The sequence below is a fragment of the Pseudoalteromonas sp. S2893 genome (assembly GCF_005887105.1).
In the GTDB taxonomy this organism is placed as follows: Bacteria; Pseudomonadota; Gammaproteobacteria; order Enterobacterales; family Alteromonadaceae; genus Pseudoalteromonas; species Pseudoalteromonas atlantica.
Genome location: NZ_PNCY01000001.1, coordinates 18,454 through 34,613 on the forward strand (window position 1 = coordinate 18,454; position 16,160 = coordinate 34,613).

Here is a 16,160-nt window from a genome sequence, read left to right on the forward strand (position 1 = left end):
ATGCTAATACTAACTCGTAGAGTAGGTGAAACCCTAATGATTGGTGACGAAGTAACTGTTACTGTATTAGGTGTTAAAGGAAATCAAGTTCGAATTGGTGTTAACGCACCTAAAGACGTTTCAGTGCATCGTGAAGAGATTTACATGCGTATACAAGCTGAAAAGTCTAACCCTAATCCGGGCAATGCTTAATCAACAGTTATACTTAGCTGAGTAATGCACTTAGCTATACCAAAAGCCACTCATTGAGTGGCTTTTTTGTTTATAAAATAGCGCATTTCATCGGTTAATACACTGCTAGAAATATATTGCATACCTTTATTATGGTGCACTAAGTAGCCGTGGTTAGTTTTAATAATATGGGTTATTTCTGCCCACTTAAATGTATGGCTTTTATAGTGGTTTTCGGTGCTAATAGCGTCATCGGTAAACGAAAGAGTAACCGTTGAGCCCGAAGCACGACTAAACATTTGGCGCGCAACCCACCAAGGCCTGCGGTAATAAAAGGCAACGCATTCTAATACACCCAGCATTATTAAAAATGTACCTAGGTAATGATCGTCCATAGCGTAAATACTAATTAAACCTAAGCACACCAGTAATGCCAGCAAAAAATACTTTGGTTTGGCTGCTTTACTATAAGAGTGGGACTCGTCAAAGCATTCGTAGTAGTAGGGTTTATCGAGTGTGTAAGTGGTGGTCAGTGCCATAATTGCTAATAAGTAATAGTTTTCGCTATTTTAACAAGCTAGCGTAAAAATCACACCCGTTAATGTAGACTATGCATTTTAAGAGTTAGAATCCGCTTTTTATTCGCGCACAAAAAAACGGCTTATTAAAAGCCGTTTTTTACGTTACCAAACAGATTAACAGTTAGTTTCTTCTGCGTTAACGCCTTCTTTTACATTTTCACATGCATCTTCAACAGAGTTTTGCACGTCAGTTACTGCTTCATCAATACGCTCACCTGCTTCTTCTGCGTGGTTGTCTTCACAACCCATCATAAAGAAACCTGCAAATACGGCGATTAGTGCTGCTTTTAAAGTTGTTGAGTTCATAATGTAATTCCTTGTATATGTTGATTGTTTAGTGTTTTAAGTATGTTAGTAGCTACCTAGGCGATTTACCGCGCAGCGCACCTGAAACTAAAGAAATCACTAAAAGTACTAAAAAGATAAAGAATATAATTTTTGCTATACCAGCTGCGGCACCTGCGATACCACCAAAACCTAACACTGCAGCGATTAAAGCAATAACTAAAAATGTAATTGTCCAGCGTAACATTGTTTTCTCCTTGGTTATCAAATTCGTTCGAAAGTAATAATGCTAGTTGCGTGCCAGAGTTTAATTTTATTAATTTTCAATATGTTATGGTTTTTTGAGCGAGGGTTATAAATTTAGGATTGGTAAGTTTTACGTTTAACGATGTAACTTATTCACACTATTGTAAAGAGAGTAAAAAAATAAATATTTTTTGTGCGCTTCTTTATTAATCTTGGTAAGACCAATTTACATTTTAGCGCAAAATGATTTTTTACTTGCCGTTTAACTTACTATTTTTTATGGTTTTTAAGTTTTTTTGGGTTTAACCATATAACCTTTGCCTATAACGGTTATTTTTATCATCTATATCTAAGCTAATTTAACCCAGTATTAGCTATGTTAACTATTGTGGCTGTATGTTAGTTTAATTTTAATTGGTTTTACCAATTGACAGGTGGTAGACAAAGTTAAAAGTTTTGTTATCATTCGGTGAATAATTATTTAAATAAAGCGGTTTTTTATATCGCTATATAGTGCAGGGGGAGAAAAATGGATATAGGAGCTGTACTCACAACCGCAGGTAGCTTGATGCTTACGGGCATGGTGGGCGTGTTTGTATTTCTTTCAATATTGATTGGTGCTGTGTCACTCATGTCTAACTTGGTTGCTCGTTTTGACGAGGCTGAAGTTGCAATACCGGTTAAATCACCATCTTTAAAATCTCAAGGTGTGCCAAACGAGCACATCGCTGCTATTAGTGCTGCCATTGCTCAGTACAAATCAAATAATAAATAAGAGGCACACATGGCTAAATTAAAATTAACAGAACTTGTTTTACGCGATGCTCATCAGTCTTTACTTGCAACCCGTATGCGCTTAGATGACATGCTCCCTATTGCTAACAAACTTGATGATGCCGGTTATTGGTCTATTGAGTCGTGGGGCGGCGCTACGTTTGACTCGTGTATTCGTTATTTAGGTGAAGATCCGTGGGAGCGTATTCGTGCCCTTAAAAAAGCAATGCCGAATACTAAACAGCAAATGCTATTGCGCGGGCAAAATTTATTGGGTTACCGCCACTATGCCGATGACGTGGTAGAAAAGTTTGTAGAGCGTGCCCACAAAAATGGTGTAGATGTATTTCGTATTTTTGACGCCATGAACGATGTACGTAACTTAGAAACGGCAATTAAAGCGGCTGTAAAAGTAGGAGCACACGCGCAAGGTACTATTTCTTATACTGTAAGCCCAGTGCATACCCTAGATATGTGGTTAACCCTTGCAAAACAGCTAGAGGATTTAGGTTGTCACTCTATTTGTATTAAAGATATGGCAGGCTTATTAAAACCATACGATGCAGAGCAACTTATTAAAGGGCTAAAAGAAACCGTTTCTATCCCTATTGCTATGCAGTGCCATGCAACCACAGGTTTAAGTACAGCTACATATCAAAAAGCCATTGATGCAGGCATTGATATGCTTGATACCGCAATTTCTTCAATGAGTATGACTTACGGTCATTCAGCTACAGAAACCATTGTAGCAATTGTTGAAGGAACGCCCCGCGATACCGAATTAGATTTAAACCAGCTAGAAGAAATAGCGGCTTACTTTAGAGATGTACGTAAAAAGTACGCTGCCTTTGAGGGGAGCCTTAAAGGTGTTGATGGCCGTATTTTACTCGCGCAAGTACCTGGCGGCATGTTAACCAACATGGAAAATCAACTGAAAGAGCAAGGCGCAGCAGATAAGCTAAATGAAGTATTACTTGAGATCCCACGCGTGCGTGAAGATTTAGGTTTTATCCCGCTAGTTACTCCAACATCGCAAATTGTAGGCACACAAGCAGTACTAAATGTGCTTACGGGAGAGCGTTATAAAACAATTACCAAAGAAACCGCCGGTGTTTTAAAAGGCGAGTATGGTTTAACACCAGCACCTATGAATAAAGAGCTGCAAGAGCGAGTGCTTGATGGCAGTGAGGTTATTACGTGTCGTCCTGCAGATAATATAGCCCCAGAGCTTGCCACGCTTGAAGCAGAGCTGCAAAAAGAAGCGCAAGAGCAAGGCTTAACACTTGCTGATGAGCAAATAGATGATGTGCTTACCTATGCATTATTCCCACAGGTTGGCCTTAAATTTATTAAAAACCGTAATAACCCAGATGCCTTTGAAGCAGTGCCAAGTGCTGATGATGCAAACGCTAAGCCTGCAGCAAATCCTGCAAGTAACAAAGGTGTTAGCGCTGAGCAATACAGCGTTAAAGTTGACGGTAAAGTTTACGATGTAGTGGTTGCGCAAGGTGGCGAGCTTAAAGAGGTAACGCTAAAAGATTCAGAGCACTTACCACAATCAGCATCGGTTGCATCAGGTGAAACACTGAATGCGCCACTGGCAGGTAATATTTTTAAGGTAAAAGTAAAAGCAGGCCAAGCCGTAAACGAAGGCGATGTGGTTGTTATTATGGAAGCGATGAAAATGGAAACTGAGGTTCGTGCAATGCACTCAGGTACTGTGGCTGAGGTCTTAGTGTCTGAAGGTGATGCTGTGACAACGGGCGATGCAATTATAGCGATGGCGTAGGAGTAGCTTTAATGGAAGGTCTTTTAAACCTTTGGCATGCTACCGGCATTGCTAACTTTACGTTTCCTAGCTTAATAATGGTTGCGGTAGGGTGTTTGTTGTTGTTTTTAGCCATTGCTAAAAACTTTGAACCCCTATTACTGCTGCCGATTGGCTTTGGCGCAATACTGACTAATATTCCGGTTGCTGGGCTTTCTGACCCAGGTGGTTTGCTTTATTACGTGTATTACGTAGGTATTGATACGGGGATCTTCCCTTTATTAATTTTTATGGGAGTAGGGGCGCTGACTGATTTTAGTGCGCTTATTGCCAACCCGCGTATGTTATTACTGGGTGCAGCCGCGCAGTTTGGTATTTTTGCCACCTTGTTTGGGGCAATTTTATTAAACTATGTACCTGGCTTTGAATTTAGCTTACAAGATGCCTCAGCCATTGCCATTATTGGTGGTGCCGATGGCCCTACAGCCATATTTTTAGCGTCTAAGCTTGCCCCTGATTTACTAGGTGCCATTGCGGTTGCTGCTTATTCTTACATGGCGTTAGTGCCAATTATTCAGCCGCCTATTATGCGCGCATTAACTACACCTGATGAGCGTGCTATTAAAATGCCAGAGCTGCGCAAAGTATCTAAAAAAGAGAAAATAGTATTTCCTTTAATGGTACTGAGCTTAACCGCTATGTTTTTACCAGCGGCTATTCCCTTAGTAGGCATGTTCTGTTTAGGTAATTTAATGCGTGAGTCAGGTGTTGTAGACAGGCTTAGTAACAGTGCCCAAAACGAAATTATTAATATAACCACGATATTTTTAGGTTTGGCAGTAGGCTCTAAACTAGCGGCCGATCAGTTTTTAACTGTAGAAACCATTGGTATTTTGGTGCTCGGTGCGCTGGCATTTGCTATTGGTACAGCGTCGGGTGTGTTTATGGCAAAAGGCCTTAACAAGCTTTCTAAAACACCTATTAACCCTTTAATTGGTGCTGCGGGTGTATCGGCAGTACCGATGGCGGCGCGTGTAGTTAATAAAGTTGGGCTTGAGAATAACCCACATAACTTTTTACTTATGCATGCTATGGGGCCAAACGTAGCTGGGGTGCTAGGAAGTGCCGTAGCCGCAGGTATATTACTGGCGCTTGTTGGCTAGTATTTAGGATTTAATCCAACCGATTAGCGCAGTTTACTGCGCTTTTTTTATGCCTATAAAACTGCACGTATTAAAGTTTGTTTGCAGACGTGTTTTTGTTTACAGTGAGGGCTATGCACACTAATAAGGATAGTCATCATGCTTCACACCCCTTTGGCAAAATATTTACCTCATGTTAGTAGACTCGTTTTTGGCTGTATGGGCCTAGGCGGCGGTTGGAATAAAGACGCCATTACTAAGGCTCACTTAAAGCAAACTCACGAGTGTATTGATGCAGCCATAGCTGGCGGCATTAACTTTTTTGATCACGCCGATATTTATACCTTTGGCAAAGCCGAGCAGGTATTTGGCCAAGCACTAGCTGAGCGACCAGAGCTGCGCGAGCACATGTATATTCAATCTAAATGCGGTATACGTTTTGAAGATGATAAAGGCCCTAAGCGTTACGATTTTTCGGCCAAGTGGATTGAAGAGTCAGTTGAAGGTTCACTTAAACGTTTAAACACCGATTATCTTGATGTGCTTATGCTTCATCGCCCTGATCCGTTAATGGAAGTAGAAGAAATTGCACAAGTATTTAGCTGTCTTCAAGAAAGCGGCAAAGTACGTAATTTTGCCGTATCGAACATGCAGCAGCACCAAATGAACTTTTTACAACACGCCCTAGATATGCCAATTGTTGCTAACCAAATTGAAGCAAGTTTACAAAAACACCAATTTGTTGATGAAGGCGTTTATGCAGGTAATGCAGATGGAAAAGATCTTAACTTTACACCGGGCAGTGTAGAGTATTGCCGCCACTTTGATATTCAAATACAAAGCTGGGGAAGTTTATGCCAAGGGCTATACACAGGGGGCGATTTAACAAATGCATCGCAAGCCGATATAAATACCAGCATACTCGTAAATAAGCTTGCTGCACTTTACGATACAACGCCTGAGGCAATTGTTTTAGCTTGGTTATTACGCCACCCTGCATTAATACAGCCAATTATTGGCACAACGAACGTTGAGCGTATTGCAGCGTCATGCGGTGCGCTAAATGTTACGTTAAGTCGCGAACATTGGTATGCATTGTATGTAAGCGCCAAAGGCCATGAATTACCATAATTAAGGTTTAGGAATGAATATATTTGTTATTTTAATTTGCTTGTTTGTCGCTCTAGCGGTGCTGATACCTTTGCTTGAAAAGTACCAAGGAAAAATGGGATTGGATGGCGCAACCAAATACAGCAAATATATTTGGCCGCTGGTTATGGTTTCTTTAGTCGTACAGCTAATTTATGTATTAATAAACTAATAAACTAATAAACTAATAAAAACACAAAAAAGCCTTTGCAAGTTAACCCTGCAAAGGCTTTTTTAGTATCTATAACTTATACGTTACTTAAGTGCTAGCTGTAGTTCGCGATTGCGTTCAAGCTGTGCAATAAAGTTTTCGGCAATAGGTTTAAACTTAGCAAGTTCAGAGCGTGGTAATGGCTCAGACTTAGGTAACTTAACGGTTTTAGGATTACGGTGTACACCATTTACTAAAAATTCGTAGTGTAGGTGCGCGCCTGTTACACGGCCAGTAGAGCCCACGGTACCAATTTTGTCACCTTGTTTAACCTTTTGGCCTGTTTTAACAAGCTTTTTGTTAAGGTGTAAGTACTTAGTTACGTACTGTGTGCCATGGCTTATAAATACGTAGTTACCATTGTACTTACTGTAACCTGCTTTAATTACTTTACCGTTACCCGAGGCTACAACCGGAGTGCCTGTACGTGCTGCGTAATCAATACCACGGTGCGCTCTTACTTGCCCTGTTACTGGGTGTAAGCGACGTGGGTTAAAGCTCGAGCTAATATATTTAAAGTTTACTGGCGCACGTAAAAATGCTTTTTTCATGCTGCGCCCTTCAGGCGTATAAAAGCTGCCGTCGGTATGGCGAATAGCCGCATAACGCTGGCCTTGGTTTATAAATTCTGCCGCAATAATTTTACCAGTGCCAATAAACTCGCCATCAACATAATGCGACTCGTAAATTAGCCCAAACTGATCGCCCTTACGAATATCGTTGGCAAAATCCACATCCCAACCAAATATATCAGCAAAGTTCATTATTTGGCGCTCGCTTAAGCCTGCAGCAATTGCTGAGGTCCAAAAGCTGCTAGAAATTTCGCCACCGGCTGTTTTGCTCAGTGTTTCTATTTCTTTGCTATCTATTGATGTGTCGTAATTACCTTCGTCATTTAAGGTAACAAACAAAGTATCTGTTTTTGAAATAACATAACGAAGCTGAGCTAAATCACCGTTTTCTGCTGTTGCAAAACTAAGTATTTCACCTGGGTGAATTTTAGTTAGTTTGCGTGTTTCAGCATTGGTGTTAATTAGCTTGTGAAGCGTTTGCGCTGAAAAGCCAGCACGCTTGAAGATAATTGCTAAATTATCGCCGTTTTTAACTTGATGATCGACTAAGTCGTATTCTGGCAGCTTTTCTGCTGCTTCTGGCGAATTTAATTCAGTTAATTTTTCGTTGTCTTCAACTTTAACTTGTAACTCGTAACGCTTACCAATTTCTAGTGCATTTGCACTATTGTCTTTGGATGCAGTCGCTTTTTCTGAAGGAAGAAAGGCTAAGCCAACAATAGCAGAAACCAAACCTAGAATAAGCAATTTGTGTTTTTTGGGAAGCGTGTTAACCACGTGAACCATAACGTGCCTTTTCTGCTGTCGTGAAAATAAAATATATATTAATGCAGGATATACGTAATAAGGTACGAATACTAGTAAATAAAGCTAAAAGCCCCGCAAATGTTAGTAAAATGACAATTTATAGTTGTTTAAGTTTATCGATTTAAACTGATTCTAAAGTGCGCTAAAATCGGCGTTTAAACACCATTTCTAATTGCCTAACACAGTGAGACTAAGCTTATTGAGTTTAGTTGCATTATTCGCATAAAAAATTGTTTTAATTAGGTAGAAATTTGTTATGTTAGCAACATAAGTGCTTTTGGTTTAAATCTGTTTTAAACCCTTATGTAGCAAGTCATCTAGTTGCCCCTTCGTTGGCAGAATTTTGGAGTAATACACAGTGGATTTACAAACCGCTCTAGCAGAGATAAAACGCGGTGCAGAAGAGATATTAATTGAAGACGAATTAGTTGAAAAACTAAAGTCGGGCAAAAAGTTAAAAATTAAAGCCGGTTTCGATCCTACCGCGCCAGACTTACATTTAGGTCACACTGTACTAATTAATAAAATGAAAACCTTTCAAGATTTAGGTCATGAGGTTATTTTCTTAATTGGTGACTTTACCGGCATGATTGGCGATCCAACAGGCAAAAATGTAACACGTAAACCACTGACCCGTGAAGATGTGCTTGCCAATGCTGAGACTTATAAAGAGCAAGTTTTTAAGATTTTAGACCCAGCTAAAACCACCGTTGCGTTTAACTCTTCGTGGATGGAAAACCTCGGTGCCGCAGGTATGATCAAACTTGCAGCTAATCAAACTGTAGCGCGTATGCTAGAGCGTGACGACTTTAAAAAGCGTTACGGTAGCGGCCAACCCATTGCAATTCACGAATTTTTATACCCACTCGTACAAGGTTGGGATTCGGTTGCACTTGAGTCAGACGTAGAGCTTGGTGGTACTGATCAGCGCTTTAACCTTTTAATGGGCCGCGAGCTTCAAAAAGTAGAAGGCCAAAAGCCTCAAACAGTATTAATGATGCCATTACTTGAAGGCACTGACGGCGTTCAAAAAATGTCTAAGTCGCTTGGTAATTACATTGGTATTACTGATGCGCCAAACGATATGTTTGGTAAAGTAATGTCGATTAGCGACGTACTTATGTGGCGCTACTACGACTTACTAAGCAGCTTATCAATCGAAGAAATTGCAGCGCAAAAACAACGCGTAGAGCAGGGCACTAACCCGCGTGATATTAAGATTGAGCTGGCGAAAGAGTTAATTGCACGTTTTCACAGTGAAGAAGCTGCGCAAGCCGCACACGATGACTTTATCAAACGTTTTCAGAAAAAAGCGCTACCTGATGAAATCCCTGAGCTGACAATTACCATTGCAGAAGAAGGTATTTTAATTGCTAACTTACTTAAAGAAGCTAATTTAGTAGCCAGTACTTCTGAAGCAATGCGCATGATTAAGCAAGGTGCAGTAAAACTTAACGGTGAGGATAAAATCACTGATACAAAACTTGAAGTAGCAAAAGGCACGACCGCTATTTACCAAGTAGGTAAACGTAAGTTTGCCAACATTACTGTAGCGTAAGCGCAGTTAAAACTAAAAAACCAGCTTAGGCTGGTTTTTTTGTGCGCGTATTTTGGCTGCTAAAAAACCACTAAATCAGCTTTAATATCTCAATACTGATAATGACTAACAGCCAAAATGCACGCGCTTGATTTAATCTATTTATGATCACAGGGACGTCTTCGGGTTTTGGGAGTCGCTCGGTTCCAATTCGCATTTTATTAAAACGCTTACCAAAATAAACCGCAGGGCCGCCTAGCTGTACGCCAATAGAGGCGGAGCACACACTTAAAATCCACCCCGTATTTGTTTGATAAAAGTGTCTGCCATAGTGCTTTATGTAATGCATACTTTGTTTACTGGCTTTGCTTGCGGCAATGGTTAATGCAAGTAAGCGTACGGGGATAAATTCGATTACAAACAAAAGGATTTTAAGCGGTTTTAAAAAGTGACTATTAGGTGAAATATTGGTGCGCCAAGCATGCTGCATTAAAGTCAGTAGCCGATACGCTAAAGCGGCAATTGGACCAAGTAATAAAAATATAAATATAACGGTAAAGTAATTACGGGCAGTTCGTAAAATTAAGCTTTCAATTAAAGCTTTAATAATACCTGGCGCTGAGAGCTTATTAACCTCTCGGGCAAGCAGTGGCTTTACGAGTTCACGCGCGGTAGATTTTTGGTTTTGTTTTACTAACTTTGCAACACGCAGGGCTTTTTTTTCAATCGCTTTGCTTTCTAGGCACAAATATAAAATGAGGCCCGCGAGCAGCTCAGGATAAAAGGCAAATTCAAGCAGTAACACAATAATAATAAGAATAACGCTTAAAACTAGCGCACAGGCAAGAGTGGATGCTAAATAAAGGTAACTTTTAGGTTCACTTGGTTTATAAACCCGTTTTCCTATAGCACTAAATACAGCGGTTAATACTGTATTAGGGTGATACCAGCTTTTTAACGGGAAAAAGCGCTCAGCAATGAGCGCCACAAAAAAGGCAATAAAGTCCAAATGGTTTTGAACAATATTGCTTAGCATTTACAGCGTAACTTTTGTTAGTTTTTTCAATAGTGCAACAACCATTTTTGATGAATTGATTGATGCAGTCTCTAGGTATTCTTCAAACGATTGCGGCGACTCTTTACCGGCAATGTCAGACATAGAGCGAATAACCACAAATGGCGTATTAAGCGCAAAACACGTTTGTGCAATAGATGCGCCTTCCATTTCTACTGCAAGCATTGTAGGAAAGTCGCTGCGTGCTTTATCAATTCGCACTGGGTCACACATAAATGAATCACCTGTACAAATTAAGCCTACTAAGGTTTTTACTTCGCTAATTTGCGCAATGGTTTGCTCGGCAGCTTCAACTAGTTTTGGGTGTGCGGCAAAGCCTGCTGGCATTTGTGGAACTTGGCCAATTTCGTAGCCAAAAGCGGTTACATCTACATCGTGATGGCGTACTTCTGAAGAGATAACAACATCGCCAACACTTAAAGAGGGATCAAAGCCACCGGCAGAACCTGTGTTGATAACACAATCAGGATTAAAGTTATCAATTAATAACGTGGTTGCAATCGTTGATGCCACTTTACCAATACCCGATTGCACAAGTGTTACTGTATTACCTGCTAATTCGCCTGTGTAAAAGGTAAACCCTGCTTTAGTTAGCACTTGTGGGTTTTGCATTGCTTCACGTAAAATTTTAACTTCTGGCTCCATTGCGCCAATAATACCAACATTCATAGTGTTTGATTCCTGAGTTTGAATACGTAGATTATACGTGAAGTTAGCAATAAAAAACAAAAAAGCGAGCTGTTTTACGGCTCGCTTTAAATACTTTTAGGAGAGTATTTAATTCTATTTTAAATTTCGGCTAACGCAGTGGTTTGCGCTTTAGCCTGAGAAGGTGACAATACCGCAGGTTTACTTACACGATTACGTGTTGGACGAGCTGATTGCACCGCTGCAGGTTTGCCTAATTTAAACATAATTGCATCGCGCACCTCAGAAGGGCGGTAGCCTGATTTTACTTTCATACGAATATGTGGAATGCCAGCGGATTCTAAAGCGCCGTTTACAAACCAGTCGCGCTGCGCTTTGTGGCCATCTTTATTGGCGTTGTTAACTAAATCGACCGCTGCCACTATCGTCATTTTTTCTTTATCTACCAGCACAAAATCGAGTTGCTTATTTTTAGCTTTAGCTAAAGCTGCACGTTTTGATTTAGCTGAGAGGCCTTGCTTGCAGTCGATTACATCGATGAGTTTGACGCGGCTCACAATTTTATATTGATCGCCTACCGCACGCTCTAAAAGATTTAAAAATGCACCCTCAACCTGTGTAAACACGGTTTGTTTGCGGGTAAAAGGATAGGGATTGCCGCCATCATCACTAAATTTTGACGCAACCACAGAGGCCCCAACCACTAATACTAAAATTGATAATAAAGCGAATTCCATACGGTAACTCCATAACAACAAATTGACACTGCTCAAGTAAAGCAATTTACGTGCCTAAAAATTGGTTGTTATGGCTAATTACCGTATGTATTTATTATTAATGCAGCAGGGCTGCTAGGCTTTGTAACCGCCCTCAATTCCTTTAACGGCAATAGCGACTGCATCATGCGCATGGAGTGATTCGTAATGATTAATTTGTAGCCAGTAATCACTAAAGTTATCGTTTTCAAGAACCGCTTTAATTTTACGTGCAGCGTCTTCACAAAACATTAAATTTTGACCGTTAAGGCGGGCAAATTCTTGCTCATCTTCACGTTTTACTGCCGCTTGTACGGGGGTTTTTAGCTCAGCTTCTAATGTATCAATTAAATTTACTACGTCAAACTCACTAATTGTGTTGTCTAGCTTTACTTTAACGTTTGCAATTGAACGCTGTGAGTGAGGCGTTGCCACAATACCCTGCGTTGTACCTAGCCATGCTAAAACATCTTTTTGATTCAGTGTTTCTTGATTAAACTTTTCGCTAAAAGCATTTTGAATAAGTTGGCGAGCAAGTGCTGCAGAGCATGGACAGGTTGATGAATAAGTAACATCAACGCTTAGCTCGTAGCTAATTACGCTATTTTCAATAGTGCTGGTTAGGGTAATTGGGTAGCTTTTCCAACCTGCTTTACCGCTTAATAACGATTTACGACGCAGCGGTAACTCAAATTTAAACTCTATTTGGGCTTTGTCACTTAATCCTTCGTGGCTGGTGATAAAGGTATCGAGTGCTTGAGCTAAAGTTTGTGGGTTAACTTGTTGCTCTGTTGAGAGTAAATCAAGCGCTAAAAATAAACGCGACATATGAATGCCTTTAGCGTCTTCTTTATGCAAATTAACAAAGGCACGCGCTTTTGCGTTAACGGTAACGGGTGCTAAATCTTTCGATTCAAAAATAAATGGCAGTTCTATTTCGCCCATACCAACCCAGTCTAACTTACCTGTTTGTAAGGCGGGAGCCGTATCAGCTATATCGGGCATGTTGGTTTGCATGTGCGCTACTCGTTATTGGTCATAATAAAGCGCAGCATTTTACACTAAATAATTTATTGCTGAAATGATGAGTTTAACAAGTAGGCAAAAGTAAACATGAAAATTTTCTGTTTTTGTCGCACAACATGAATATAGCTAATAGAAAAATGCTAAAATCTGCTGCAAAATGCGTTTGACTATTAATAGGCACTTTTTATTTATGCCTAGTAACGAGATACACTGACCTATGACCGATTCTTCTTTGAGCCCTTGGGCTCGAGTACTTTCTAGTTTAATAACTCGCTTTGGTGAGTTAAAAACCGCGGCAATGTGCTACGCGCTTTTATTAGGCGTGTCGCTTATATTGTCGAGTATGTTTTATTATGTGGCACTGGGTGAGGTTAATTTAGTTGATATTTTAGCGGTGGTATTTTTTACCGCGGTTGTATCTCCGTTTATGATCAGTATTTTACTCAACTCGATTAGACAATTAGATGCCTCATACGCTTATTTAGACAGCGCCACAAAACAAGAAAAGCTGTTAAATCAAACATTAAAAGATAATATTAACCGCCTCAACATTGAAATAGATGAGCGAAAAATGGCTTTTCATGCTAAGCATCGCGCCATTGAAGAGCTTCGCCGCGAAATAGCAGAGCGTAAAAAAACACAACAAGAACTAGCTCAGCAAGGCATGCTCCTTCGCTCTATTGTCGACTCTTCCCCCGATTTATTTTATTACCGAGATAACAACGGCGTGTTTGCCGGCTGTAATAAAATGTTTGAAGAGGTTATGGGCAAAACCAGCGCTGAACTAATTGGTAAAACAGTGGAGCAGATTTTCCCAAGCTACTTTTTAGCAGAAGTACTCAGAACCGATAAACAAGTCGAGCAAACGCATCAAGCGCTGACAATTGATGTTGAATATATGGTTAATGGCGAAAACCGTTGGTTTGAGCTGCGTAAATTACCGTTTATAAACGATCAAGGTGACTACATAGGTTTGCTTGCATTTGGCCGTGATATAACCAGCCGTAAAGAAGCAGCACAAGCGCTTGAAACAGCCTATAAGGATAAAGGTAAGTTTATAGCAACGCTTAGTCATGAGCTGCGCACGCCATTAAATGGCATTGTAGGTTTAACCCGCATGCTGCTTGATACAGAGCTTAATAAGCAGCAACGCAGTTGGTGTAATACGGTGTTTTCGAGCGCTGAAACCTTAGGTAATATTTTTAACGATATTATAGATTTAGATAAAATAGACCGAGAGCAGTTAGATATAGCAACCGACTCTATTAACGTTTCAGACTTTATTAACGATGTAGTGAACTTTGCCGGTTTAATTGCTGAACAAAAAGAGCTTGAATTTTCAATTGAGCGAAATGGCACATTAGATGTTTATGCACTCCTAGACCCAACGCGTTTACGCCAAGTGGTATGGAACTTAATTAATAATGCCGTTAAGTTTACCCAGCATGGCGAGGTAAAACTCACATGTAGCCGAGAAGAGCGTAACGATGGACCGTGGCTTGAACTTAAAATATCAGACACAGGGCAGGGGATCCCAGAGGATCAACTCTCGCGCATATTTGATATGTACTACAAAGCCCCAGATTTAAGCGGTAAAAATGCGATTGGCTCAGGCATTGGTTTAGCCGTAACCAAAGCGTTGGTCAGTGCAATGAAAGGCACTATTTCGGTAACCAGTACAGAAGGTGAAGGCAGCTGCTTTACAGTACACATACCGCTTAGCTTATGTGTAGCGCCTACCGAACAAAGCTATGCAGGTAGAGGTTTATATATTTTACTTGTAGAGGATGTGCCATTAAATGCTGAAATTGCGACAAACCTGTTAGAGCAGCGCGGCCATGAAGTAATTTGGGCCGAAACGGGTGAAGATGCACTTTCGTTTGTAGAAACCGAAGACGAGCTAGATTTAGTACTACTTGATATGCAACTGCCCGATATAAATGGTGATGAGGTGGCAAGACAAATACGTGCCGATAGCCATTTTGATAAATTACCTATCGTTGCGCTTACAGCGAATGTACGTAGCGCCGAAGAAGACTTAGAAGGTATTTCGGTGCAAGGGGCGCTTGCTAAACCGATTAATACAATAAAGCTTGATAAAATGCTGGCTGATTTGTTTGATATTCAACAAAGTGAATCTGACAAGCCGCTGCTAACGGTAAGTAAAGAAGCGCTTGAGGGTATTAATGCAGGTGTGCTTGATGTTGAAACCATTGAAGACTTTGTAAACTCTATGGGGCTTGAAGTATTTAAGCGCAGCAGTGGTTTATTTGAAAAACTAAACCCGCAATATCAGCAAGAGCTGCAAAGCGCGTTAAATGAAAACGACAGGGAAGAGTACAAATCGGTGGCGCATAAGCTTAAAGGTGCTGCGGGCTCTGTAGGATTAAACGACGTACAGTTACATGCTAAAAAGATGGAGCACGGTGCGCTTGATGAATCAGATGAAGTACTAAAAGAATGGTTAGATATATTGGCAGATAAAATAAATGAAGGACAAATTGCCCTTCATTCGTTTTTACAATTATTAGAGTAAGCGGTTTACTCTAATTAAGCGTCGATTTTACCAATAAAGCGGTAACCTTCACCATGGATGGTGCTGATTAGCTCAGAAGTAGAATTATCACTTTCGAAGTGCTTACGAATACGACGAATCGTTACATCTACTGTACGGTCATTAGCGCGAAGCTCACGGCCAGTCATATGCTTAATAAGTTGCTCACGGCTAAAAATACGCCCTGGAGAATCAAGCATTAAACGCAGTGCTCTGTATTCACCTTTAGGTAAACGCTTAGCATCACCATTTGGTGACGTTAAACAACGGCTGTTTTCGTCAAGTTCCCAACCGTTAAATGTAATTACACCGTTGGTTTCTAGCACTGACTCTTCGCCGCCTAGCGCTGTACGGGTAATTAAGTTGCGAGCGCGTATAGTCAATTCACGAGGGTTAAAAGGTTTAGTGATGTAATCATCAGCACCAATTTCTAAACCTAAAATACGGTCTACATCGTTATCACGGCCGGTTAAAAAGATTAAACCGACTTTACGTTTTTGGCGTAATTCACGTGCTAAAATTAGCCCGTTTTTACCCGGTAGGTTGATGTCCATAACTACAAGATTGACGTCATCATTATTTGTAAGCTTGTCATGCATATCATCGCCATCAATGGCTTCAATAACTTTGTAACCTTCAGCTTCAAATAAACTCACGAGGTTTAGTCGAGTTACGTCTTCATCCTCTACGATTAGAATGACTGGCGTTTGCATTATTAATTAACCTTTTTGGAATATTTTATTTACAAAAAATCGAATCTTAACTAAATAATTCGATTACTAGAGATTATAGGATTATACCCAAATGTTAACAAGAAAAAACAAGTTGGATAAAAATAAAACAGTAGGGGTGTTCCAAA

General features: G+C 40.3%; 17 protein-coding genes. 8 read left to right on the forward strand and 9 right to left on the reverse strand.

The window, feature by feature from the left end:
* Window positions 1-192 (forward strand): carbon storage regulator CsrA, encoded by a 192-nt coding sequence (csrA, locus tag CWC04_RS00090; protein WP_004587515.1) that lies wholly within the window; start codon window positions 1-3, stop codon window positions 190-192.
* Window positions 193-242: 50 nt separating this feature from the next.
* On the opposite strand, the gene CWC04_RS00095 is transcribed toward csrA, so the two are convergent.
* The 3 genes from CWC04_RS00095 to CWC04_RS00105 all read right to left on the reverse strand — a co-directional run bounded on the left by CWC04_RS00095 (window position 243) and on the right by CWC04_RS00105 (window position 1,284).
* The gene (locus CWC04_RS00095) at window positions 243-710 is read right to left on the reverse strand and encodes a YcxB family protein (protein WP_138684319.1); all 468 of its coding nucleotides are present in this window, start codon (window positions 708-710) and stop codon (window positions 243-245) included.
* Between the two features lie 156 nt (window positions 711-866).
* Complete coding sequence (locus tag CWC04_RS00100; protein WP_004587517.1) at window positions 867-1,058, reverse strand: hypothetical protein; 192 nt, start codon at window positions 1,056-1,058, stop codon at window positions 867-869.
* 52 nt (window positions 1,059-1,110) lie between these two features.
* On the reverse strand, window positions 1,111-1,284 hold the full coding sequence (locus CWC04_RS00105; protein WP_002961939.1) for a DUF1328 domain-containing protein: 174 nt from the start codon (window positions 1,282-1,284) through the stop codon (window positions 1,111-1,113).
* 528 nt (window positions 1,285-1,812) lie between these two features.
* Between CWC04_RS00105 and CWC04_RS00110 the strand changes: the two genes are divergently transcribed.
* The 5 genes from CWC04_RS00110 to CWC04_RS19625 all read left to right on the forward strand — a co-directional run bounded on the left by CWC04_RS00110 (window position 1,813) and on the right by CWC04_RS19625 (window position 6,288).
* Window positions 1,813-2,058, forward strand: a complete 246-nt coding sequence (locus CWC04_RS00110) for an OadG family protein (RefSeq protein WP_024031602.1) — start codon at window positions 1,813-1,815, stop codon at window positions 2,056-2,058.
* 9 nt (window positions 2,059-2,067) lie between these two features.
* The gene (oadA, locus tag CWC04_RS00115) at window positions 2,068-3,846 is read left to right on the forward strand and encodes a sodium-extruding oxaloacetate decarboxylase subunit alpha (protein ID WP_138684320.1); all 1,779 of its coding nucleotides are present in this window, start codon (window positions 2,068-2,070) and stop codon (window positions 3,844-3,846) included.
* Window positions 3,847-3,857: 11 nt separating this feature from the next.
* A complete protein-coding gene (locus CWC04_RS00120) occupies window positions 3,858-4,988 on the forward strand; it encodes a sodium ion-translocating decarboxylase subunit beta (RefSeq protein ID WP_138684321.1) in 1,131 nt (376 codons plus the stop codon).
* Between the two features lie 138 nt (window positions 4,989-5,126).
* Window positions 5,127-6,098, forward strand: a complete 972-nt coding sequence (locus CWC04_RS00125; RefSeq protein ID WP_004587521.1) for an aldo/keto reductase — start codon at window positions 5,127-5,129, stop codon at window positions 6,096-6,098.
* 13 nt (window positions 6,099-6,111) lie between these two features.
* Window positions 6,112-6,288 carry a hypothetical protein gene (locus CWC04_RS19625; protein WP_024031605.1) on the forward strand — a complete coding sequence of 59 codons (177 nt, stop codon included), beginning with the start codon at window positions 6,112-6,114 and terminating at the stop codon, window positions 6,286-6,288.
* 83 nt (window positions 6,289-6,371) lie between these two features.
* On the opposite strand, the gene CWC04_RS00130 is transcribed toward CWC04_RS19625, so the two are convergent.
* The gene (locus CWC04_RS00130; protein WP_004587523.1) at window positions 6,372-7,685 is read right to left on the reverse strand and encodes a peptidoglycan DD-metalloendopeptidase family protein; all 1,314 of its coding nucleotides are present in this window, start codon (window positions 7,683-7,685) and stop codon (window positions 6,372-6,374) included.
* A gap of 379 nt (window positions 7,686-8,064) precedes the next feature.
* On the opposite strand from CWC04_RS00130, the gene tyrS reads away from it, so the two are divergent.
* Window positions 8,065-9,264: a tyrosine--tRNA ligase gene (tyrS, locus tag CWC04_RS00135; RefSeq protein WP_024031606.1), complete on the forward strand. Its 1,200-nt coding sequence runs from the start codon at window positions 8,065-8,067 to the stop codon at window positions 9,262-9,264.
* Between the two features lie 70 nt (window positions 9,265-9,334).
* Here tyrS and CWC04_RS00140 read toward each other — a convergent pair whose 3' ends face one another.
* The 4 genes from CWC04_RS00140 to folE2 form a co-directional block, all read right to left on the reverse strand.
* A complete protein-coding gene (locus CWC04_RS00140; protein WP_138684322.1) occupies window positions 9,335-10,279 on the reverse strand; it encodes a cobalamin biosynthesis protein CobD/CbiB in 945 nt (314 codons plus the stop codon).
* Window positions 10,280-10,987, reverse strand: coding sequence for a 5'-methylthioadenosine/S-adenosylhomocysteine nucleosidase (gene mtnN, locus CWC04_RS00145; protein ID WP_138684323.1), 708 nt, complete (start codon window positions 10,985-10,987; stop codon window positions 10,280-10,282).
* A 119-nt stretch (window positions 10,988-11,106) separates the two neighbouring features.
* On the reverse strand, window positions 11,107-11,703 hold the full coding sequence (locus CWC04_RS00150) for a DUF2726 domain-containing protein (protein ID WP_024031608.1): 597 nt from the start codon (window positions 11,701-11,703) through the stop codon (window positions 11,107-11,109).
* A gap of 114 nt (window positions 11,704-11,817) precedes the next feature.
* Window positions 11,818-12,738, reverse strand: coding sequence for a GTP cyclohydrolase FolE2 (gene folE2 / locus CWC04_RS00155; RefSeq protein WP_055254809.1), 921 nt, complete (start codon window positions 12,736-12,738; stop codon window positions 11,818-11,820).
* Window positions 12,739-12,964: 226 nt separating this feature from the next.
* On the opposite strand from folE2, the gene arcB reads away from it, so the two are divergent.
* Window positions 12,965-15,283, forward strand: a complete 2,319-nt coding sequence (gene arcB, locus CWC04_RS00160; protein ID WP_024031610.1) for an aerobic respiration two-component sensor histidine kinase ArcB — start codon at window positions 12,965-12,967, stop codon at window positions 15,281-15,283.
* Window positions 15,284-15,297: 14 nt separating this feature from the next.
* On the opposite strand, the gene arcA is transcribed toward arcB, so the two are convergent.
* Window positions 15,298-16,014, reverse strand: a complete 717-nt coding sequence (gene arcA / locus CWC04_RS00165; RefSeq protein ID WP_004587530.1) for a two-component system response regulator ArcA — start codon at window positions 16,012-16,014, stop codon at window positions 15,298-15,300.
* Between the last annotated feature and the right edge of the window lie 146 nt (window positions 16,015-16,160).